Raw genomic sequence first — 20,682 nt, 5'->3', positions numbered from 1 at the left:
TTACCTTTCAGTCCCACTCGAGCCCGCCGCGCCGCCACACATAGGCGTAGGCGACGAAGACGGTGAGGATGAACAGGACCATCTCGACCAGCGCGAAGAGGCCGAGCTTGTTGAAGGCCACCGCGAACGGATAGAGGAAGACCGACTCGATGTCGAAGATGATGAAGAGCATCGCCGTCAGGTAGTACTTGATCGGCACGCGCCCCCCGCCCGCGGGGTGCGGGCTCGGCTGGATGCCGCACTCGTAGGCCTCGAGCTTGGCGCGGTTGTAGCGCTTCGGGCCGACGACGAGCGAGGTGAAGACCGACAGCGCGGCGAACGCGAAGCCGAGCCCCAGCATGAACAGGATCGGGACGTAGGAGTTCATCCGATGTCACGTGCCTTTCGGTCCGGCGTGTCATGACTTATGCGCGGCGCACCCATCCTAGGGGCGTCGACGACGATTGTGCTCGGCGTCACAATGCCCGCCGGGCGGCATACGGGAGCGGGTCTCATGCGTTCGGCGCCATCCGGGAGAGGGTGTTGATGATGCGGTCGCTCGCGCCCTTGCCACCCGGGTCGGCCAGGTTGGCCATGATCTTGAGCAGGAAGCGCATGAGAGTCGTGCGAGGCAGGCCGTACTTGGTCGCGAGGCGCATCACCTCGGGGTTGCCGATCGCGTGGGCGAACCACCGGCCGAGCGTGAAGTAGCCCCCGAGCTCGTCCTTCATCACCGTCGGGTATGCCGCCAGCACCCGCTCGCGCTCGGCGTCACTCGGGCGCGCGAGCGCCTGCGAGACGAGCTCGGCACCCACCCGCGCCGCCTCGAGGGCGTAGTCGATGCCCTCGCCGTTGAAGGGGTTGACCATGCCGCCGGAGTCGCCGACGAGCAGCAGGCCGTCGGCGTAGAGCGGCGACCGGTTGAAGCCCATCGGCAGCGCGGCGCCGCGGATCGGGCCGGCGGACTCGTCGTGCTCGAGCTGCCAGTCGGCGTCGATGTCCTCGACCCACCGGCGCATGACGTCCTTGTAGTCGGTCTTCTGGAAGGCCGAGGTCGTGTCGAGCGTGCCGAGGCCGACGTTGGTGCGGCCGTCCTCGAGCGGGAAGAGCCAGCCGTAGCCGGGCATGAGGATGCGGTTGCCGGAGTCGTCGCGGGTCCACAGCTCGAGGTGCGACTCGAGGTAGTCGTCGCGGCGCGGGGTCGTGTAGTAGGCCCGCACGGCGACGCCCATGACGCGGTCCTCGCGCTTGGTCCGGCCCACGGCGGTGGCCAGCCGCGAGGAGACGCCGTCGCTCGCGATGACGATGGGGGCGCGGTAGGTGACGGCCTCGCCGACGGCTCGGCCGTTGTCGTCGAGGCGCTTGGCGGTGACGCCCGTGACCCGGCCCGCGGCGTCGCGGACGGGCGCGGTGACGCTGGTGCGCTCGTGGAGCACGGCGCCCTTGCGCTCGGCGTGGCGGGCGAGCGTCTCGTCGAGCTGGGCCCGGGTGCGGACCATGCCGTAGGACGGGAAGGTGTCGGTCTCGGGCCAGTCCAGCAGGAGGGTGTGGCCGCCGCCCTTGATCCGCAGGCCGCGAGTGCGCTGCCAGCCCGTCGTGTCGACGCCGAGCGAGATGAGCTCCTTGGTCGCGCGCGGGGTCAGGCCGTCGCCGCAGATCTTGTCGCGCGGGAACGCGGACTTCTCCAGCAGCACGACGTCGCGACCATGGTCGGCAAGGTATGCCGCGGTAGCACTGCCACCCGGACCGGCGCCGACGACGATGACGTCGGCCCGCTCGACCGGTGCCCCGATGCCCGCGGAGGGGCTCGGTGCGAGGCTCGAAGTGCTCATCTCTCCCTGGTGCTTCCGAGGTGCTTGTGAAGAACTTCACGAACTATCTGGGGAGTCTATTCCCGTGTTTTCCGGCTTGTCAGATAAGGCATGCCTAAGTCCCGACCTCAAGGTCGAGCGAGCGCTGCGGGGTCAGCGCTTGACGGCGCTGTGGAGCGCGACGATGCCACCCGAGAGGTTCGTCCAGCGCACCGCGGTCCAGCCCGCCTGCTCGATGGTGCGGGCCAGCTCACCCTGCGGCGGCCAGGCCCGGATCGACTCCGCGAGGTAGACGTAGGACTCCGGGTTCGACGACGTACGCCGCGCGATCGGCGGCAGGGCCCGCATGACGTAGTTCGAGTAGACCGTGCGGAAGACCTTGTTGACCGGCTGGCTGAACTCACAGACCAGCAGGCGGCCGCCCGGCTTGGTCACGCGGAGGAACTCCCTGAGGGCCTGCTCGGTGTCGGCGACGTTGCGCAGCCCGAAGCTCATCGTCACCACGTCGAAGCTCGCGTCGGCGAAGGGCAGGTGCATCGCGTCGGCTGCCGTGAAGGCCATGTCCGGGCGGCGCCGGTGTCCGACGCGGAGCATCCCGAGCGAGAAGTCTGCCGGCACGACCTCGATCTCGCGGTCGGCCCAGGGCTCGCTCGAGGTGCCCGTCCCGGCCGCGATGTCGAGGATCCGCTCCCCCGGCCTGGCATCGACGGCCTTGACCACAGCGCGGCGCCACAGGCGGTCCTGACCCAGCGAGAGCACGTCGTTGGTCACGTCGTACTTGTCGGCAACGGTGTCGAACATCGACGCCACGTCGACCGGCTTCTTGTCCAGCTGGGCTCGGGTCATGAGGTCATCCTCGCAAAGCCACCTGCCGCCGCGCACGGGGCCGTCACCCACCTCGTCGAGCGGGCGTGGTCACATGCACCGGTGGGGCGGCCGTAGAGTGGCAACCGATGTCAACGCTTCCCGCCCCTGAAGCGCCGTCTCCGTCCGCCGGCCCGACGGTCGTCGTCCGTTCGGTCCCGCTGGCCAGCACGGACCCCCTGCTCTCCTTCCTGCCCGCGGACCAGCGACACGACGAGCTCGTCTCGTGGGTCCGCCGCGGCGAGGGGGTCGTGGGCTGGGGAGCGGCGCTGACCTTCGAGGCTCACGGGGCCGGGCGCTTCCGTGACGCCGAGTCGTGGTGGCGCGAGGTCGTGCGGCACGCGGTGGTCCGGGACGAGCTCGAGCTGCCGGGCACGGGTCTGGTCTGCTTCGGGTCCTTCCCGTTCGCGGACGACTCCAGCGAGTCCGCGCGCCTCGTCGTGCCCTCGACCATCATCGGCCGGCGCGGCGGCAGGACCTGGCTGACGACCGTCTCTCTCGACCCACAGCTGACGTTCATCGAAACACCCACGGCTGCAAGCGATCCCATGCCCCCAAGGGGGGTCGCCTTCGCCGACGGCGAGATCTCACCGGCCGCCTACGCTCACGCGGTCGCCGAAGCGGTGACCCGGATCAGCGCGGGCGAGCTCGACAAGGTGGTCCTCGCGCGCGACCTCGTCGCGACGGCAGACGACCCCATCGACCCACGCTGGCTGCTTCGTCGTCTCGCCGAACGCTACGAGAACACCTGGGTCTTCGCGGTGAGCGGGCTCGTCGGCGCGACGCCCGAGCTTCTCGTCCGGCGGGACCAGGGCCTCATCACCTCGCGGGTGCTGGCCGGCACGATCCGGCGCACCGGCGACGACGCCAAGGACCTCGCGCTCGCCGCGTCGCTCGCGCGCTCCTCGAAGGACCTCGAGGAGCACGAGTATGCCGTCCGCTCCGTCGCGGACGCCCTCGCCCCGCACTGCTCGTCGATGAACGTGCCGGAGGCGCCGTTCGTCCTGCACCTGCCCAACGTCATGCACCTCGCGACGGACGTCGCAGCGGTGAGCGCCGACGAGGCGTCCTCCTTGACGCTTGCGGCCTCGCTGCACCCGTCGGCCGCGGTCGGCGGCACGCCGACGGCTCGGGCCGTCGAGGTGATCGGGGAGCTCGAGCGCATGGACCGGGGCAGGTATGCCGGCCCGGTCGGGTGGATGGACGCCCACGGCGACGGCGCCTGGGGAATCGCGCTGCGCAGCGGGGCTCTGGCCCCGGACGACCCGTCACAGATCAGGCTGTATGCCGGGTGTGGCATCGTCGCGGGGTCCGACCCCGAGTCGGAGGTGGCGGAGTCCAACGCCAAGCTCATCCCGATGCGTGACGCTCTCGCGAGCGACTGAACCCGGCGACATGACCTCCGCTCGCACCGCCCCCCTTCTCGCACTCCGGGTGCTGCAGGAGCTGTGGCTCGGTGGGGTGCGCGACGTCGTGATCGCCCCGGGATCGCGCTCGGCGCCGCTCGCCCTGTCGCTCGACGCCGCCGACGAGTGCGGCGACCTGCGCCTGCACGTGCGGGTCGACGAGCGGTCCGCGGGGTTCCTCGCTCTCGGGCTCGCCGTCGGGTCGCGGCGGCCGGTGGCCGTGGTGACGACCTCCGGCACGGCCGTCGGCAACCTGCTGCCGGCCGTGATGGAGGCGCACCACACCGGCCGCCGGCTCGTGGTCGTGAGCGCTGACCGGCCCGACCGGCTGCGGGGCACGGGCGCCAACCAGACCACGCACCAGGCCGGGATCTTCGGCAGGTTCGCGCCGTGTCACGACCTGAGGGCAGCGACGCCTGACGCCGACCTCGTTTCCGCTGTCGCACAGGCGTGCTCGCTGCGAGGGCCCAGCCAGCTCAATGTCCAGCTCGACGGTGACCTGCTCCCTGACGACCCCGACCGCGACACCTGGTGGCAGCGCCCCGCTCCTGAACACGACGACTTCGCCGGGGCAGGGACGGACAGTGGGAACGGGGCTGACCGACGCCACCGTGCCGCCGCGAACGTCGAGCCGTCCGTCGACGTGTCGACCGGCGGCTCGGTCCTTCCGCTCGGGCCGCGCACGGTCGTCGTGGCCGGTGACGACGCCGGGCCGGCCGCCCGGCTGCTTGCGGAGTCCGCGAACTGGCCCATGCTGGCCGAGCCGACGAGCGGGGCCCGCATCGGCAGCCAGGCGATCCGCACCGGTCGGCTGCTCCTGACGACCGACCTGCGCGGCGACATCGAGCGCGTCGTCGTGATCGGCCACCCGACGCTGTCCCGGCCCGTGACCAGCCTCATCAGCGACTCCTCGCTCGAGGTGATCTCGGTGCGCGGCCGCAGCGGTGTCGCGACCGACCCCGGCCGGGTCGCCGCTGTCGTCGACGAGGTCCCGAGGGTCGGGTCCGCGGACGACCCGGCGTGGTTCGCGGCATGGCGGGAGGCGGACGACCGGCTGGGGCGCCTCATCGACCACGACCTGGCCGCGTCCCAGGACGGCGCCGACGACCTCTCGCCGCTGCTCGTCGCTGCCGCCGTTGCAAGGGCGGTGGGCTCCCACACCACCCTCGTCGTCGGGTCGTCGAACCCGGTCCGCGACCTCGACGTGATGGCGGCCCCGTGGCCGCCCCTGGAGCACCGGTTCGTGGTGGGCAACCGGGGTCTCGCCGGCATCGACGGCATGGTGTCGACCGCGGTCGGGATCGCGCTCGGCCGGTCCTCCGCGTCACGCACGATCGCCTTCATGGGCGACGTCACCTTCCTGCACGACACGAACGGCCTGCTCGTCGGACCCCGCGAGCCCCGGCCGGACCTGACGATCGTCGTGCTCAGCGACGACGGCGGCGCCATCTTCAGCACCCTCGAACAGGGCGACCGCCGCTACGCCAGTGCGTTCGAGCGGGTCTTCGGCACCCCGCACGGCACCGATCTCGAGGCGGTGTGCGCCGCCCACCACACGGCATACGAGCGGGTCGCCGACCTCGCCCGTCTCGAAGCTGCGCTGGCGGAGAACCCTAGCGGCACAAGGGTTCTGGAGGTTCCGGTGTCGCGGAGCGACCGGCGGGACGAGGCAGCGCGGCTGCGCGCCCTGGCCCAGCGGGCCCTGCCGCGCCAGGACGCGGGCCGATAGGGCGGTAGCGTCAGAGCGGGTCCGGCACGGGCCACTGCGAGGGGGTGCCGGGCTCGGACTTCAGCGCAGCTTCGACCAGCTCTGTGTTGTCGCGCGCCTCGCGGCCGTCGGGGTGGAACCTGGTGTCCTCCAGGCCGATCCGCACGTCGTAGCCGGCCGCTTGAGCCCACCGCAGCACGGGCCACGCCCACTGCTGCTCGCCGTGGACGAGCACCGGGGCGGGTGACATGCCCAGCGCCGCGAGGATCCGCTCGGCGGCCCAGTGCCCGTCCGAGCCCGGTGTGCGGCCCGGGATGACCTCGACAAGCACCCGCTCGACCTGCCAGGGCCAGTTCGTCGAGACGAACCGGGTCGCGGCCTTCGGCGTCCAGATCCCGGCCTCTACACCGGATCCGTTGTCCCGCAAGGCGGCTGCCACCTCGATGGCGCCGTCCTCGTGCCAGTTCACGCTCGCACAGTCCGGGCCGCCAAGGTCGGGCGACGGCCACTCCGAGATGTGGGCGAGCTTGCGCCTGGTGCTGTCGGCAATGCCGTCGCGAGTGGTGACGCTGACCCGCAGGCCCGGGGTCGCGGCCCGGATCGCCGTGACCGCATCGACGACCTGCCGGGTCTCGAGGGTCTCGCGGCCATGCTCGTCTCGAGGGTGGACGTGGACCATGTAGGCCCCGGCGTCCACAGCCGCGGCTGCCGCGGCAGCGAGCTCAGCTGCTGTGATGGGCACCCGCGGGTGGGTGCCTGGCGCGCGGTCGCCGTTGAGGCAGGCGGTGATCACCGTGCGCTCCGGCCACCGTCGACCAGCGCGAGGCAACGGACCAGCCGCGCGCGCCACCAGGCCTGCCGGTCGGCTGGGGCTGCCAGCGCCTCGAGCAGCGCCGAGTCGGGCCGCGGACGCGCTGCGGGCGAGAGCGTGCCGCTCACCGGCCGCAAGGCCGGCGCCGCGACGTCTCGGTCGAAGAGCCCGACAGTGCCCAGTCCGCAGGCATGGTCGAGAGTCGGCATCGCCGCCGCGAGGGCTACTCCGGCAGCGATGCCCACGCTGGTGTCGAGGGCCGAGGACACGACCGCCGGCAGCCCGCAGTCGGCAACGATGTCGAGCGCACGAGAGACGCCACCCGAGGGCGCTGCCTTGACCACGACGATGTCGGCGGCCGCCAGGCGCGCCACGCGCCGTGGGTCGTCGGCCTTTCGGATGGACTCGTCCGCGGCGATCCGCACGCCGATGCCGTTACGCGCCAATGCCTTTCGCAGCTCGGCCAGCTCTTCCACGGTCGCACACGGCTGCTCCGCATACTCCAGGTCGTATGCCGCGAGCTTGCCCAGCGCTTCCATGGCCGCGGCTGCATCCCAGGCGCCGTTTGCGTCGACGCGGATGCGCGCGGACGGGCCCATCGCGTCGCGGACGGCCGCCACCCGGTCGAGGTCGTCGGAGAGCGACTGCCCGGCCTCGGCGACCTTGACCTTCGCCGTCGTGCAGCCGTCGAACCGGGCCAGCACGTCGGGCACCTGGTCAGGACCGACCGCGGGGACCGTGGCGTTCACGGGGACCGCGGCGCGAACGGGAGCCGGCCACCCGGCATACGCGGCCTCGATGCCGGAGCCCAGCCACCGCGCAGCCTCCTCGTCGGGGTACTCGACGAACGGCGCAAACTCCCCCCAGCCACGCGGCCCTTCGAAGACGACCGCCTCGCGCACGGTGACCCCGCGGAACCGCACTCGCATCGGGAGCGCGACGACGTGCGCGTGCTCGAGCAGCTCTCCGGCGTCGGGCAGCGGGGTCATGAACCCATCATGACCGACGGCCCGCGGCGGGACCGACGGGCCCGCGCGGGCCGGGCATGGATCAGCAGGGTCAGTGGCCGGACGGGAACGCCTCGTGGCGGTCGCGGGACGGGTCCGGCTCGTCCGAGGGCGGGGTGGACGCGGTCGGGTGAGACTGGTCCGGCGTCCCGTGGTCGACGTAGTGGTCGCGGTAGTAGCCATGGTCGCCATAGCGCCCGTACCGGCCGCGGTTGCCAGGGCCGCACGCATACCAGGCCCGACGGCGTGCGCCGCCGACGATCCACACGAAGGGGATGAGCCAGAACAGGCCGTGCCCCGACGCTCCCAGAGCGATCGCGATGAGCGCGATGCCTGCGACGATGAAGATGCGTGGCACGAACACGATGGCCTCCTTGGACGATTCCGGGGTTCCCGGTACGTCTTCACGCTACGCCGCGGACCTGTCGACACCCGTGGAGGTCTGTCAGCCCTTGCCCCTGACAGATGTCACGGGTCCCAAGGCCGGACGTGCGTGCCCCTGGAGGCGCGCGCTGAGGGGTCCGTCAGGAGCCCAGCCGCACGTCGCGAGGGTTCTCGACGGCGCAGGCGATGCGATCGGTATGGACCTGCGACATCTGCGGGAGGGCGTCCAGCGGGAACCACCGGGCTTCGGTGGACTCGTCGTCGCCGGGGCGCGGCTCGCCGGAGACCCAGCGGCATCGGAAGGTGTGGTCGACGTACTGCCCCAGGTCACCGTTGGGGTGCCTGATCACGCCGGTCGCCCGCACCCAGACGAGCCGCTCGATCTCCGCGACGACGCTGGCCTCCTCGAGCACCTCGCGGACGGCGGCGAGATGAGGGTGCTCCCCGGGGTCGACGATGCCGGTGACCGACGTCCACTCGCCGTTGTCGGACCGCTTCACGAGCAGCGCCTCTGGGCCTTCCGGACCGTCGCGCAGCACGACCGCGGTCACTCCCGGCATCCACAACAGCTCACGGCCGACCATGGTGCGCAGATGGGCCACGTAGGCGGGGATCGGCATGGCCTCGACCCTAGCCCGCGTAGGCTGCGCGCCGTGACGACCCAGCAGGTATCCGAGATCTTCGACCCCGCCGAGTGGACCGCTGTCGACGGCTTCGACTTCACCGACATCACGTACCACCGTCGCCGCGCAGTCGCGGGGCGACCGCACGCCGAGTCGGGAGTTGTGCGTATCGCGTTCGACCGCCCTGAGGTGCTCAACGCGTTCCGTCCGCACACGGTCGACGAGCTCTACCGGGCGCTGGACCATGCGCGGATGACGCCGGACGTCGGGGTCGTGCTCATCACCGGCAACGGCCCATCCCCCAGGGACGGCGCCTGGGCGTTCTGTTCCGGCGGCGACCAGCGCATCCGGGGCCGCTCTGGCTACCAGTATGCGAGCGGCGAGACCGCCGAGACGGTCGACGACGTCCGTACCAAGGCGCACGGCGGCCGCCTGCACATCCTCGAGGTCCAGCGGCTCATCCGCACCATGCCGAAGGTGGTCGTCGCTGTCGTGCCCGGGTGGGCGGCGGGCGGCGGCCACTCGCTCCATGTCGTCTGCGACCTGACCATCGCCTCCCGCGAGCACGCCCGGTTCAAGCAGACGGACGCCGACGTGGGGTCGTTCGATGCGGGCTACGGCAGCGCTTACCTGGCTCGCATGGTCGGTCAGAAGCGCGCTCGGGAGATCTTCTTCCTCGGCCGCGCGTACTCCGCCGAGGACATGCAGCGGATGGGCGCGGTCAACATCGTCGCCGACCATGCCGACCTCGAGAAGGAGGCGCTGCAGGTCGCGACGGAGATCATGGGCAAGAGCCCGCAGGCCCAGCGCATGCTGAAGTTCGCCTTCAACCTCGTCGACGACGGCCTCATGGGGCAGCAGGTGTTCGCGGGCGAGGCGACGCGTCTGGCGTACATGACCGACGAGGCGATCGAGGGGCGTGACCAGTTCCTCGAGAAGCGCGACCCGGACTGGTCCCCGTACCCCTGGTACTACTGACCGATCCAATCGCAGCCCGGACGCCAGCGCGGACGCCAGCCCAGCCGTATGCCGATCCGAATCGTGTGTCACAACACTACCGGTTTCGGTATAGTTGTGACATGGTTGCCAAGACGAAGTACAGGGCCGTCGTGCGCGAGATCGCGCTCGATCAGTACGGCTATGTCACGACGAAGCAGGCGGCCGAGGCAGGGGTCCCTGCCGTCGAGCTACCCAAACTTGCCGCTCGCGGCGGTCTGAAGAACGTCGCCTATGGGATCTATCGAGTGCCGGATGCGCCTGCCAGCGTATTCGATCAGTTCGCTGAGGCACTGCTGCGTGCGGGCGAGGGGTCGTACCTCCATGGAGACTCGGTGCTGGCGTTGTTCGGGCTTGCCGACGTGAACCCTCGACGGATCAGAGTCGCGGTTCGGAAGCGCACCCGGCCGAAGTTGCCGCCCTACATCGAGTTGACGCTCGTCAAGGGCGATGTCGTCACAACGCTGTACGAAGGTCTCGAGTCGCAACGGGTTGCTGACGCGATCCTCGAGTGCCGTGGGCGGGTCGAGAGGAGCCGCCTGATGGAGGCTGCTGAGGAAGCGCGAAAGGAGGGCCTAATGACGGCCAAGGAGTGGCGACAGGTCAGCAAGGAACTCCGGTCCTGAGCTACGACGATGTGCCGACCAGCGTCCGCTCGTTGGAGCAGCGCTTTGGCAATCTCGAGGGCAACGAAGAGCTCGCCATCCGGCGACGCGTCGGCATGGCGCTCGTGGTTGTCGGCCAGATGCTCCCTGAAGGTGCGATCAAAGGCGGCAGCGCGATGGTGCTGCGCTATGGCCGAGGGACGCGGTTCACCAGGATCTCGATGCAGCGCGGGTCCAGCCGCTGGCCAAGTTCCGCAGCGATTTTGAGGACTCGCTGGCTGTTGGTTGGGCTGGCTTCACGGGGAGGCTGATCGAGAAGGCAGCACCGCGCCCGAGCGGCGTACCGACGGCGTACGTCATGCAGCCCTTCGACGTGAAGCTCGACTATCGGGGCCGGCCGTGGTGCACGGTGAAGTTCGAGCTTGGCCACAACGAGATCGGCGACGCCGACGAGCCCGAGTACCACCTCGCCGACGGTCTCGCCCAGCTCTTCACCGAGGTAGGTCTTGAGGCGCCGAAGCCGGTGCGAGTGATGCGCGCTGATCATCAGGTCGCTCAGAAACTGCATGCGGTGTCGGAGCACGGCAGCGAGCGAGTGCGCGACCTCGTCGACCTCCAGTTGCTCGACAACGGCGAGGACCTTGACCTGGGTCAGGTCAACGCGACCTGCATGCGGCTATTCGAGTACCGGCGCCAACTGGCATGGCCGCCAACCATCGTGGCCGGTGCCGGCTGGGCCACGCTGTACGAGGCGGCGGTTGAAGACCTTGAGGTGCTGCCCGACGTTGAGGGAGCTGTCGACTGGGTCAATGAGTTCGTCCGGCGCATTGCCACGAGTTATCACTGATGGCAGAGGCCGCCCCGCCGTGGTCGGTGCGCGATTTGAGCATGCCATCGCGCCGGTGTCGGCCCCAACAACTAGTTTGCTGCCGTGACCGTCCCCAAGCCGAACCAGCGTTCAGGGCCCATGGCCGGCTACGTTCGGAAGGGCCGCGTCTACATGTCCCCGCCTGTGACCGGCAGCCTGCAGATCCAGGATTGGTTTTAAGGACGACCTTCCCGACCTCCTGTGGCCTGCGCTTGTATTTGCGGAGCAGGGGGACGACAGCGTCCGCCGCTTCGTGTGTTGGCAGAAGGCGGTCCAGGACGGTCTCGCAGTGCACGGCGAGACCGCCTTCATTGCGGAGTCGCTGGATGGACGCCTGTCCGGGCGCGTGTCACGTGGAACACATCAAGTCCTGAGGGCGGCTGGCTGCGCCGCACGGCGGTTCGAGGCGGGCACCGGTTGCTGTGTCGGACAGGACGCGGCCGGGGTGGACACCCGAAGAGCGCAGGGACAAGGCAGGATTGAGGCGTGGACACGCGCGACGACCGCTCCCCCGGCGCTGGTCGCCGCGCGCCCCGGTCCGGTCCACCTGGCGACGACGTGCCCGAAGGGGGCCGGCCGGCCGACTACCGGCCCTCGGCCGGGACGACCGCGGCCAACGCCACCCGCTCGATCGGCCGCGGGATCGGGCGCGCCGCAACCGGCACTGCCAGGCTGACAGCCCGCTCGGGGAGGTATGCCGCAGCCAAGGCCCACGCGTACACCCACTCGGGCGGCGCCGGCGAGAGCGGCCTGGCCCGCGTGACCGAGCTGCACGCGACGAACACCGTCGGCGACACGGTCATGGCCCTGGCCCTGGCGGGAACGCTCTTCTTCAACCCGCAGACGGCGCAGGCCCGCAGCCAGGTCGCGATGTTCCTGCTGCTGACGATGGTCCCGTTCGCGCTCGTCGCTCCGCTCATCGGACCCCTGCTCGACCGCTTCTCGCACGGGCGCCGATGGGCGATCGGCACGACGATGGCGGTCCGCGCCTTCCTCTGCTGGGTCCTGGCCGAGGCGATCGGCAACCACAGCGGCTGGGTCTTCCCGGCCGCGCTCGGATGCCTGGTCGCCTCGCGCGCGTACACGATCTCCCGCGCGGCCGCCGTGCCGCGGGTGGTTCCCGCCGGCACGACTCTCGTGCGGGCGAACTCCCGGAACTCCATGGCCGGCGTCGTCGGCGCGGTCATCGGCGGCGCGCTGGGCGGCCTGGCCATGGTCGCCGGCCCCGAGTGGGCGCTACGGGTCGCCTTCGTCGCGTTCGTGGTCGGCACCGTCCAGGCCATCCGCCTCCCCGAGCAGGTCGACTCCTCGGAAGGGGAGCTGCATCCGGAGGACACGACGCCGATCCCGGTCCCTCCCCGACGCGCGGCGCCAGGCGCCGCGAACGGGGCCCCGGCCAGCTCCTTACGCGGCACCCAACGACGGTGGACCGACGGCCCGGCCCGGCGGCATACCGGCCCCGGGCGGCACGGCTCCGACGACGGCGAGGCGATCACGATCGACTCGCTGGGAGTCATCGGGCGCTTCAGGAGGCGCAAGCAGGCGATCCCGTGGCCGGTCAAGCACGCCCTGTGGTCGACGGGCGGCACCCGGGTCCTCACCGGGTTCATCATCACCTTCATGGCGTTCCTGGCCCGTGAGCACCCGCTCGACGGCATGCGCGCCGAGCTGGTCCTGGGCCTCGTCGCGGCGGCCATCGGTGTCGGCAACGGCCTCGGCAGCCTCGTGGGCAACATCGTCAAGGACGACCGCCCCGAGCGGATCGCGATGCTCTCGGTGCTCGCCGCCACGCTCTGCTGCGTGGCGACGGCCATCTGGTACGGCATCGTCACGCTGGTCCTGCTGGGCCTGGTCCTCGGCCTGTCGTCCCAGCTGGCCAAGCTCTGCTTCGATGCTCTGGTGCAGCGCGAGGTCCCCGAGAACGTCCGCACGTCCGTCTTCGCGTGGTCCGAGACGATGCTGCAGATCCTCTGGGTCGCCGGCGGCGCACTCGGGATCATGCTGCCGCTCAACCCGTACCTCGGCTTCTCGGTCTGCGCGGCCGCCCTCGTCTGGACGGTGCTCATGGCCGCCCGGCAGCGCCGCGTCGCCGGCCCTCCGTCCACGAGCCCACGGGTGAGGCGCGCCTGATGACGACACTCTCCCCACGCCCGCTGGCGGTGCCGGCCGGGCCGGACGTCCTCCACGTGCTGCCCGAGCTCGAGGCCGCGCTCGCCGGGTCGTCGCCAGTGCTGCCGTATGCCGCTGGGGGGCCTCCCCCGGTCGTGGCACCCCACGAGCCCGACGAGCTGCCCGAACGGCTCGCCGTGGTCGTCGGCACGTCGGGGTCCACCGGCCGGCCCAAGCAGGCGATGCTCACCGCGGACGCACTGGAGCGCTCCGCCTCGGCGACCCACCATGTGCTCGGGGGCAGCGGGGTGTGGCTGCTGGCGATGCCCGCCCACCACATCGCCGGCCTGCAGGTCCTGCTGCGCTCGATCGCCGCGGGCACGACCCCAGGCGTCGTCGACCTGGCAGGCGGTTTCACGGCGACCGGTTTCGCCCGCGCCGCACGCACCCTCACGACCACCCCGTCCGCGCGGCGCCGGTACACCGCGCTCGTGCCGACCCAGCTCGCGCGCCTGCTCGACGACGCCGAGGGGCTGGCCGCGCTGCGGTCGTTCGACGGGGTGCTCGTCGGTGGCGCCTCGACGCCCGCCTCGATGGTCGAGCGGGCCCGCCGGCTGGACGTGGCGCTGACCCTGACCTACGGCATGAGCGAGACCGCCGGCGGCTGCGTCTACGACGGCACCCCGCTGGGCGTGAGCCGGGTCCACATCGACAACGACCGGCACGTCGTGCTGGGCGGAGACACCGTCGCCCACGGCTACCTGGCCGAGCCGGAGCTCACCGCGGATGCCTTCGTCACCGACCCGGACGGGGTGAGGTGGTTCCGCACCGACGACCTCGGGCACTTCGACGACGACGGCCTGCTCGTCATCGACGGCCGCGCCGACGACGTCATCAACACCGGCGGCCTGAAGATCACGCCGGGCGTCGTCGAGGACGCCATCTCCCGGCACCTGCACGACGTCGTCGACGTCGTCGTCCTGGGGCTCCCCGACCCCGAGTGGGGCGAAGTGGTCTGCGCGGCGGTCACCCTCGTCGACCCGGTTGGGCTCCTCACGGCGCGCGACCTGCGGTCCCGGCTGCGCGGCATACTGCCCGACGCCGCCCTGCCCCGGCAGGTCCTCGTCCTGCCCGCGATCCCCCAGCGCGGCCCCGGCAAACCCGACCGGGCCGCGATCCGTACTGCGTTTCAGGAGCAGGCGTCTCACGGTGGCAAGATGGGGGTGTAGCTCACCCCTGCCCCGATTGGAGAAACCGCTGTGCTGCGCGTCGTGCTCGTCGCTGTGGTGGTCTTCGCGACGATCTACGCCCTGGTGGACTGCGTGCAGACCGACAGGCGGCTCGTGCGGATCATGCCCAAGGCGGTGTGGCTCATCGCCGTGCTCGTCCCGATCGCCGGGCCGGTCTTCTGGCTCCTCGCCGGCCGCGCCGACGCGCGCGGCGGCCGGGCTCAACGCGGTCCACGAGGGCCACGAGGGCCACGCGGGCCGAGCCGGCCGCCCGGTCCGATGGGCCCCGACGACGACCCGGACTTCCTCCGCAAGCTCTGAGCGCGGCCCGCGCCGAGCACGGTCGCGGCCCTCTCGCCCACGCGCGACGCCCACCGCTCGCACCGACCCCCGACCCGCCCGTTCCTGCACCCGGACCCGAAGGACCCACGACACCCATGGCCACGCTGTCCCAGTGGATCGAGGGCGCCCGGCCCCGCACGCTGCCCGCCGCCGTCTCGCCGATCGTCGTCGGGACGGGTGCGGCCTACCAGACGGGCCACGTCGTCTGGGCGTATGCCGTCCTTGCCCTCGTCGTGGCCCTGGCCCTCCAGGTGGGGGTGAACTACGCGAACGACTACTCGGACGGCGTCCGCGGCACCGACGAGGTCCGGGTCGGGCCGGTCCGCCTCGTGGGCCAGCGTCTCGCCCAGCCGCGCTCCGTCAAGCTGGCGGCGTTCGCCTGCTTCGGCTTCGCCGGACTCGTCGGCCTCGCTCTCGTCGCCCTCTCCGGCCTCTGGGTGATGCTGATCATCGGCGCTGCCGCCATCGTCGCCGCGTGGTACTACACCGGCGGCAAGCACCCGTACGGCTACCTCGGGCTCGGTGAGCTGTTCGTCTTCGTGTTCTTCGGCCTCGTCGCGACGGTCGGCACCATGGCGACGATGACCCCGCCCACGGCCGCCTGCTGGTGGGGCGCAGTGGGCGTGGGCTCTCTCGCGTCGGCGATCCTCGTCGCGAACAACCTCCGCGACATCCCGACGGACCGCGAGCACGGCAAGCGGACCCTCGCAGTCCGCATGGGGGACAAGGGAACTCGCTCCTCCTACGTCGTGCTCGTGGCCGTGGCCTTCGCCATGACCATCCTCGCCTCGTCGACGTCGAGGTGGGCGTTGCTCGCCCTGCTCGCCTCCCCGCTGCTCATCGCCCCGATGCGCGCGGTGGTCGGTGGTGCCACCGGGCGTGGCCTCGTCCCGGCCCTGGCCGGCACGGGCCGGTTCCAGCTCGCCTGGTCGGTGCTGCTCGGCGTCGGCCTCGCCCTCGGCCACCCCTGACCCTTCTCGCAAGCGGGTGACAAGAGCGCCCCGCAGTGCCACCGTGGTCGGGAGCGAACGCGGGGTGGGGCATGGCAGAAAACATCGACGTCGTCGTCATCGGCGCCGGTCAGGCGGGCCTGGCGACCAGCCACGAGCTGGCCGCCCGAGGGGTCGAGCATGTCGTCCTCGAGGCGGAGACGCCCGGATCGTCATGGCGGCACCGCTGGGACAGCTTCACCGTCGTCGGCCCCAACCACCTCATCCAGCTGCCCGGGGCGGCCTATGACGGGGACGACCCCGACGGGTTCATGTCGCGCGAGCAGATCGCGGGCCATCTGGAGGCGTATGCCGGCCGCATCCCCGCGCCGGTCCGCATGGGTTGTGCCGTTCGCCGGCTCAGCGCGCGGGACGGTCGCGGCTACCGGCTCGACACCGACGATGGCGTCATCCACAGCCGGGTCGTCGTCGTGGCCACCGGGGCCTACCAGCGACCGCACCTCCCGGCGGCGGCCGCTACGCTCCCGCCCGGGCTGCCGCGCCTGGATGTGACGGAGTACCGCAACCCCGCTGGGGTGCCCGAGGGCTCGGTGCTGGTCGTCGGCAGCGGCCAGAGCGCCTGCCAGATCGCCGAAGAGCTGAGGCTCGCCGGCCGCGACGTCGTCATGGCCTGCGGCCGGGCGCCATGGTTCCCCCGCCGTCCCGGCGGCCGTGACATGTTCGACTGGCTCCTCGACGGCCGCTTCTTCGACCAGCCTCCGGAGAAGCTGCCGACGCCTGCGGCGCGGTTCGGGGCCAACCCGCAGGTGACGGGCGCCGGCGGCGGCCACGACCTCAACTACCGCACGCTGCACTCCCTCGGAGTTCGGCTCGGGGGCCATCTGGCGGGCGCCGACGACGGGACGGTGCGGCTGGCCCCGGACTTCGCCGAGTCCCTGGCGGCCGGCGACGCGGCATACGCGATGCTGCGCGAGATCGTGTTCGGTGTCGCCGACTCCACGGGCGTCGAGCGGCCCGACCTGCCGGACCCGGCGCCCCTCGAGCCCGAGCCGGTGGAGAGCGTCCCCGCGCGAGAGCTCGGTGCCGTCGTCGTCGCGGCCGGCTTCCGCTCGCGCTACACGGAGTGGGTGGACATCGCGGGCGTCGTCGACGACCTGGGCTTCCCCGTGCACGTCAACGGCGAGAGCGTCGTGGCCCCGGACCTGCACTTCGTCGGCGTGCACTTCCTGCGGAAGCGGCGCTCCTCGCTGCTCTTCGGGGTCGGTGAGGACGCGTCGGCGACCGCCGAGCTCATCGCCGGCCGGCTCTGACCCTCGGGCCGCGGGCGGGAGCGCCTCAGGCCTGTGAGCCGTTGCGGCCCTCGACCTCGGCGTCCTCGGCGGCCTCGTCGCTGTCCTCGTCGACGACGTGCTCCTGCTTGGCCCGCAGGCGAGCCTCGTGCCGCTCGACCAGGCCGGCGGTGATCTCGTCGCGCATGCCCCGAAGCAGCACATAGGAGAGCGCGGCGGAGGCGAGTGCAGCCGCGCCGAGCAGCAGCACCGGGTTGTTGCGGAGCCCGACCAGCCAAAAGAGGACCAGGAAGCCGAAGAAGATCAGCAGGCGGAGCAGGGTGTAGCGGACCACGTCAGTTCATTCCGGAGTAGTTGTGCATGCCCACGAAGGTCGACACGAGGTTGACGAGCGTGAAGTTGATGATGACGCAGCCGTATCCGGCCAGGGCGATGTACATCGACCGGCGGTGGTCGACGCCGGCAGTGGCGCGCCCGTGCATGTAGGCGGCGTAGACGACCCAGATGACGAAGGTCCAGACCTCCTTGGGGTCCCACTGCCAGTACGCACCCCAGGCCTGCTTGGCCCAGATGGCACCCGCGATGAGGGTGAACGTCCAGAGGACGAAGGCCACCATGTTGAGGCTGTATGCCGTGCGCTCGAGCGAGGCGGACGACGGCAGCGACTCGATGAAGCTCGGCTTGGCCGGCGGCTTCTCCTCGCGCCGCAGCCGCACCAGATAGAGCGCGCCGACGGCGAAGGCGAGAGTGAAGAAGGCGACCGCGAGGAACGCGACCGACACGTGGATGCCGAGCCAGTACGACTTCAGCGCCGGCATCAGCTCGCCGGCCTCGGTGTAGAGCACAGCGAGCGAGAGCCCGAGCACGAGCAGGATCGGTGTCACGATGAAGACGCCGAGCCACTGCCAGTGGTTGCGCTTGGCCAGCAGGCAGTACGCCGTCCCGACCGCCGCCGCGGCCGCCGTCGCGAACTCGAACATGTTGCCCCACGGTGGTCGCTCCACCGCCAGGCCCCGCATGAGGACCGATGCATCGAGCAGCGCCGTCGCGAGGTAGGTCAGCATCAGCGCGATGTTGCCGCGCTGGCGGCTCTGGAGGCTCTCCTCGTAACCCGGGCCCGCGGCATACAGCCCCGACGGCCGACTCGGAACGCCGTCCGCCGATCCGGCGGCCACGCTCGCGGCCGCACCGCCGACGAGCACCTCCTCGCGCTCGGCGGCGCGCGACGCGGCGACCTTCGGGGCACGAGCCGCCAGATGCCACGTGAAGGCCAGCATGGCGAGCGTGTAGACGATCATCGAGGAGTACAGCGCGGCGTTCGCGTTGGCGGCGAGGTTCACAGGCGGTCGTTCCGTTCTGCAGGGCGGTCGTGCACGGCGGTGCCGATCGAGGCGACGATGGCGGCGAGCCCGGGGTCGGAGTCCTTCGACAGGCCACCGATGGTCACCACGGTAGCCGGTCGGCCGTCGGGGTCGACAGCGCCGTCAACAGGCTCGACCCGCACGAACACGCGGCGCCGCTTGATGGTCAGGCCGAGGATGAGCCCGAGCGTGGCCAGGATCGCGCTGACCAGGCTGACCAGAGCGCCGGGGTCGGTGCGGACCGACAGCCCGGCAAACCGCTTGACCTCGTCGAACGTGATCGAGCCCCGCCCGCCGGGCAGGTCGTACTTCTGGCCGGGCTTGAGGCGGATCAGCACGGGCGACCCGTCCGCCTTGGTCACCTGCTTCATCTCCTCGGTGTTGAGGGTGTAGACCGACTGCGGCGCCCCGCCCGGGAAGAGGTTGCCCTCCCACACCGACAGCGCGAGCTCAGGGTTCTGTGCGTCGGGGAACATCGAGGTCGGGCCGTTGGCGAAGGTCGGCTCTGCCGTGGGCAGGAAGAACCCCGTGAAGCCGAGCTGCTTGGGCGAGGCCGAGGGCACCTTGACCACGCCCACCGAGCGGTAGTTGGCGTCCTGTGGCAGGAACGGGGTCGCCTCGCGGTAGAGCACCGTGCCCTTGGCGTCGCGGACCGTGATGACGGGCGTGTAGCCGTTGCCGAGCAGGAAGATGTCGGCGCCGTCGACGCTGATCGGGTGGTTGACCGACACAGTCTCCTTCGTGGCCGGCGCCCCCGGCTCGCGCTGGAGCGTCGTGAGGGCGTCGAACTGCCTCGGAGTGCCGAACGACCGGCCAGGCGTCTCGTTGAACTGCACGTCGAGCTTGTCGAGTGACAGCACGAAGGGCGGGAGGTGCTCGGAGTCGACCCACGGGCCGGGCGCGATGGTGTTGTAGGTCCCGGCCGAGGAGGCGAACTTGTCGCCCTCGGCGAGGATGACGTCTCCCCGCCAGCCGAAGAGGTGGCCCACGGCCATGCCGACGATGATGCCGGTCAGCGCGAGATGGAAGACGAGGTTGCCGGTCTCGCGGAGAAAGCCCGACTCCGCCGACACACTCGTGGCGTCGTGCGAGTGCAGCCGGAACCGCTTGCCGCGCAGGACTCCTCGCGCAACAGCAAGCGCCTCGTCTGGCGGGAGCGAGGTGGTCACCTCCGCGTGCTCGGCGAGCCGGTGCAGTCGGGCCGGGGCGCGCGGCGGCCGGGCTCGCAGCGCCGCGATGTGCACCTTCGTGCGAGGCACGATGCAGCCCACGAGCGAGACGAAGAGCAGCAGGTAGACGGCTGAGAACCAGACCGAGGAGTAGACGTCGAAGAACCCGAGCCGGTCGAGCCACGGCGAGGTCTCGGGGTGCTGTGCGATGTAGTCGGCGACGCGGCCGGCGTCGATGTTGCGCTGCGGGAAGATCGAGCCGGGCACCGCCGCGATCGCAAGGAGCAGCAGCAGGAACAGCGCCGTGCGCATGCTCGTCAGCTGGCGCCACCCCCACCGGAGCATGCCCACCGGCCCGAGCTGGGGCAGCTCGGGCTCGGGTCGTGGTCCCGCCTGCAACACCTGGGTGTCGGCCGCCATCAGATCGCCACCCGGAACGTCGAGACGAAGGTCGTCTGCATCCAGACGATGACCTGCTCCCAGAGGCCGGTGACCATGAGGACGCCGACGCCGAGCAGGATGAGACCGCCCACGAGCTGGATCGGACGCCGGTGACGCCGCAGCCAGGCGCTGGCGCGGCCGGCCCGCTCGTAGACGGCGGCCATCGCCAGGAAGGGCAGGCCGAGCCCGAGGCAGTAGCAGGCGGCAAGGAGCAGACCTCGGTTGACGGTGCCGGACTCGGCCGACAGCGGCACCGCCATCGCGAGGATCGCGCCGAGCGTCGGACCCATGCACGGCGCCCAGCCGAGCCCGAAGACCGCTCCGAGGAGCGGCGCACCCGCCAGACCCGCACGCGGGCGCCAGCTCAGCTGGGCGGCATACGAGCTGCCGAGGCCGAGGAACATCAGAGCGGCCACGATGACGACCACGCCGCCGATGCGCAGCAGCGCGGCCTGGTGCTCGCGCAGTGCCACCCCGAGCGACGACAGCGTCGCCGCGCCGAGCAGGAAGACGACCGAGAAGCCGAGGACGAACAGCAGCGCGCCGAGAACCAGCCGGCTCCGGGAGCGCTCCTGCAGGGACACGTCGGACAGCCCGGTGACGTACGCGAGGAAGCCCGGCACCAGGGGCAGCACGCACGGCGATGCGAACGACACGAAGCCGGCCGCGAGCGCGACGACCGCGGCGACGACGATCGACCCGGTGGCCAGCGAGGTGTCCACGACCGACC

22 protein-coding genes are annotated in these 20,682 nt (G+C 71.3%); 11 read left to right on the top strand and 11 right to left on the bottom strand.

The annotated features are described in order from the left end of the window. Positions 1-7: 7 nt before the first annotated feature. From ACYVLP_RS06915 to ACYVLP_RS06905, 3 genes are all read right to left on the bottom strand, one after another. Positions 8-367 (bottom strand): NADH-quinone oxidoreductase subunit A, encoded by a 360-nt coding sequence (locus ACYVLP_RS06915; protein ID WP_460626600.1) that lies wholly within the window; start codon positions 365-367, stop codon positions 8-10. A 124-nt stretch (positions 368-491) separates the two neighbouring features. Next, on the bottom strand, positions 492-1,811 hold the full coding sequence (locus tag ACYVLP_RS06910; RefSeq protein WP_460626599.1) for a geranylgeranyl reductase family protein: 1,320 nt from the start codon (positions 1,809-1,811) through the stop codon (positions 492-494). Positions 1,812-1,943: 132 nt separating this feature from the next. Continuing rightward, positions 1,944-2,636 carry a demethylmenaquinone methyltransferase gene (locus ACYVLP_RS06905; protein ID WP_460626598.1) on the bottom strand — a complete coding sequence of 231 codons (693 nt, stop codon included), beginning with the start codon at positions 2,634-2,636 and terminating at the stop codon, positions 1,944-1,946. Between the two features lie 107 nt (positions 2,637-2,743). On the opposite strand from ACYVLP_RS06905, the gene ACYVLP_RS06900 reads away from it, so the two are divergent. Together ACYVLP_RS06900 and menD are read left to right on the top strand one after the other, a co-directional pair. Further along, positions 2,744-4,039, top strand: coding sequence for an isochorismate synthase (locus ACYVLP_RS06900; RefSeq protein ID WP_460626597.1), 1,296 nt, complete (start codon positions 2,744-2,746; stop codon positions 4,037-4,039). A 10-nt stretch (positions 4,040-4,049) separates the two neighbouring features. Next, the gene (gene menD, locus ACYVLP_RS06895) at positions 4,050-5,789 is read left to right on the top strand and encodes a 2-succinyl-5-enolpyruvyl-6-hydroxy-3-cyclohexene-1-carboxylic-acid synthase (RefSeq protein ID WP_460626596.1); all 1,740 of its coding nucleotides are present in this window, start codon (positions 4,050-4,052) and stop codon (positions 5,787-5,789) included. Positions 5,790-5,799: 10 nt separating this feature from the next. Here the strand turns inward: menD and ACYVLP_RS06890 are convergent, their stop codons facing one another. The 4 genes from ACYVLP_RS06890 to ACYVLP_RS06875 all read right to left on the bottom strand — a co-directional run bounded on the left by ACYVLP_RS06890 (position 5,800) and on the right by ACYVLP_RS06875 (position 8,590). Next, positions 5,800-6,561, bottom strand: coding sequence for a 3-keto-5-aminohexanoate cleavage protein (locus ACYVLP_RS06890; RefSeq protein ID WP_460626595.1), 762 nt, complete (start codon positions 6,559-6,561; stop codon positions 5,800-5,802). After that, positions 6,558-7,568 (bottom strand): o-succinylbenzoate synthase, encoded by a 1,011-nt coding sequence (locus tag ACYVLP_RS06885; RefSeq protein WP_460626594.1) that lies wholly within the window; start codon positions 7,566-7,568, stop codon positions 6,558-6,560. Before ACYVLP_RS06885 ends, ACYVLP_RS06890 begins: the two co-directional genes overlap by 4 nt. 70 nt (positions 7,569-7,638) lie before the next feature. Further along, complete coding sequence (locus ACYVLP_RS06880) at positions 7,639-7,950, bottom strand: hypothetical protein (RefSeq protein ID WP_460626593.1); 312 nt, start codon at positions 7,948-7,950, stop codon at positions 7,639-7,641. 160 nt (positions 7,951-8,110) lie between these two features. Next, positions 8,111-8,590, bottom strand: a complete 480-nt coding sequence (locus ACYVLP_RS06875) for an NUDIX hydrolase (RefSeq protein WP_460626592.1) — start codon at positions 8,588-8,590, stop codon at positions 8,111-8,113. A gap of 33 nt (positions 8,591-8,623) precedes the next feature. On the opposite strand from ACYVLP_RS06875, the gene ACYVLP_RS06870 reads away from it, so the two are divergent. From ACYVLP_RS06870 to ACYVLP_RS06830, 9 genes are all read left to right on the top strand, one after another. Beyond that, on the top strand, positions 8,624-9,571 hold the full coding sequence (locus tag ACYVLP_RS06870) for a 1,4-dihydroxy-2-naphthoyl-CoA synthase (protein ID WP_460626591.1): 948 nt from the start codon (positions 8,624-8,626) through the stop codon (positions 9,569-9,571). 101 nt (positions 9,572-9,672) lie between these two features. Continuing rightward, on the top strand, positions 9,673-10,215 hold the full coding sequence (locus ACYVLP_RS06865; protein ID WP_460626590.1) for a type IV toxin-antitoxin system AbiEi family antitoxin domain-containing protein: 543 nt from the start codon (positions 9,673-9,675) through the stop codon (positions 10,213-10,215). 32 nt (positions 10,216-10,247) lie between these two features. Continuing rightward, positions 10,248-10,505: a hypothetical protein gene (locus ACYVLP_RS06860; protein ID WP_460626589.1), complete on the top strand. Its 258-nt coding sequence runs from the start codon at positions 10,248-10,250 to the stop codon at positions 10,503-10,505. Positions 10,506-10,552: 47 nt separating this feature from the next. Continuing rightward, entirely contained in the window at positions 10,553-11,041 is a 489-nt protein-coding gene (locus tag ACYVLP_RS06855) for a nucleotidyl transferase AbiEii/AbiGii toxin family protein (protein ID WP_460626588.1), read from the top strand. A gap of 507 nt (positions 11,042-11,548) precedes the next feature. Beyond that, complete coding sequence (locus ACYVLP_RS06850; RefSeq protein WP_460626587.1) at positions 11,549-13,192, top strand: MFS transporter; 1,644 nt, start codon at positions 11,549-11,551, stop codon at positions 13,190-13,192. After that, positions 13,192-14,400 carry an o-succinylbenzoate--CoA ligase gene (menE, locus tag ACYVLP_RS06845; RefSeq protein WP_460626586.1) on the top strand — a complete coding sequence of 403 codons (1,209 nt, stop codon included), beginning with the start codon at positions 13,192-13,194 and terminating at the stop codon, positions 14,398-14,400. Before ACYVLP_RS06850 ends, menE begins: the two co-directional genes overlap by 1 nt. Before the next feature lie 30 nt (positions 14,401-14,430). Beyond that, positions 14,431-14,721: a PLD nuclease N-terminal domain-containing protein gene (locus tag ACYVLP_RS06840; protein ID WP_460626585.1), complete on the top strand. Its 291-nt coding sequence runs from the start codon at positions 14,431-14,433 to the stop codon at positions 14,719-14,721. Positions 14,722-14,837: 116 nt separating this feature from the next. Further along, positions 14,838-15,713: a 1,4-dihydroxy-2-naphthoate polyprenyltransferase gene (locus ACYVLP_RS06835; RefSeq protein WP_460626584.1), complete on the top strand. Its 876-nt coding sequence runs from the start codon at positions 14,838-14,840 to the stop codon at positions 15,711-15,713. 71 nt (positions 15,714-15,784) lie between these two features. Continuing rightward, entirely contained in the window at positions 15,785-17,002 is a 1,218-nt protein-coding gene (locus tag ACYVLP_RS06830; RefSeq protein WP_460626583.1) for a flavin-containing monooxygenase, read from the top strand. A gap of 25 nt (positions 17,003-17,027) precedes the next feature. Here the strand turns inward: ACYVLP_RS06830 and ACYVLP_RS06825 are convergent, their stop codons facing one another. The 4 genes from ACYVLP_RS06825 to ACYVLP_RS06810 are packed head-to-tail and all read right to left on the bottom strand — an operon-like array spanning position 17,028 to position 20,674. Further along, positions 17,028-17,315 (bottom strand): DUF4229 domain-containing protein, encoded by a 288-nt coding sequence (locus ACYVLP_RS06825; protein WP_460626582.1) that lies wholly within the window; start codon positions 17,313-17,315, stop codon positions 17,028-17,030. Position 17,316: 1 nt separating this feature from the next. After that, positions 17,317-18,321 (bottom strand): c-type cytochrome biogenesis protein CcsB, encoded by a 1,005-nt coding sequence (ccsB, locus tag ACYVLP_RS06820; protein WP_460626581.1) that lies wholly within the window; start codon positions 18,319-18,321, stop codon positions 17,317-17,319. Further along, the gene (gene resB, locus ACYVLP_RS06815) at positions 18,318-19,931 is read right to left on the bottom strand and encodes a cytochrome c biogenesis protein ResB (protein WP_460626580.1); all 1,614 of its coding nucleotides are present in this window, start codon (positions 19,929-19,931) and stop codon (positions 18,318-18,320) included. The genes ccsB and resB overlap by 4 nt, the downstream gene beginning before the upstream one ends. After that, positions 19,931-20,674: a cytochrome c biogenesis CcdA family protein gene (locus ACYVLP_RS06810; RefSeq protein ID WP_460626579.1), complete on the bottom strand. Its 744-nt coding sequence runs from the start codon at positions 20,672-20,674 to the stop codon at positions 19,931-19,933. Before ACYVLP_RS06810 ends, resB begins: the two co-directional genes overlap by 1 nt. Positions 20,675-20,682 lie beyond the last annotated feature (8 nt).

The sequence above is a fragment of the Intrasporangium mesophilum genome, assembly GCF_054783095.1.
The sequence above is the reverse complement of the archived record's forward strand: the minus strand, read 5'-3'. Positions and strand labels throughout refer to the sequence as shown.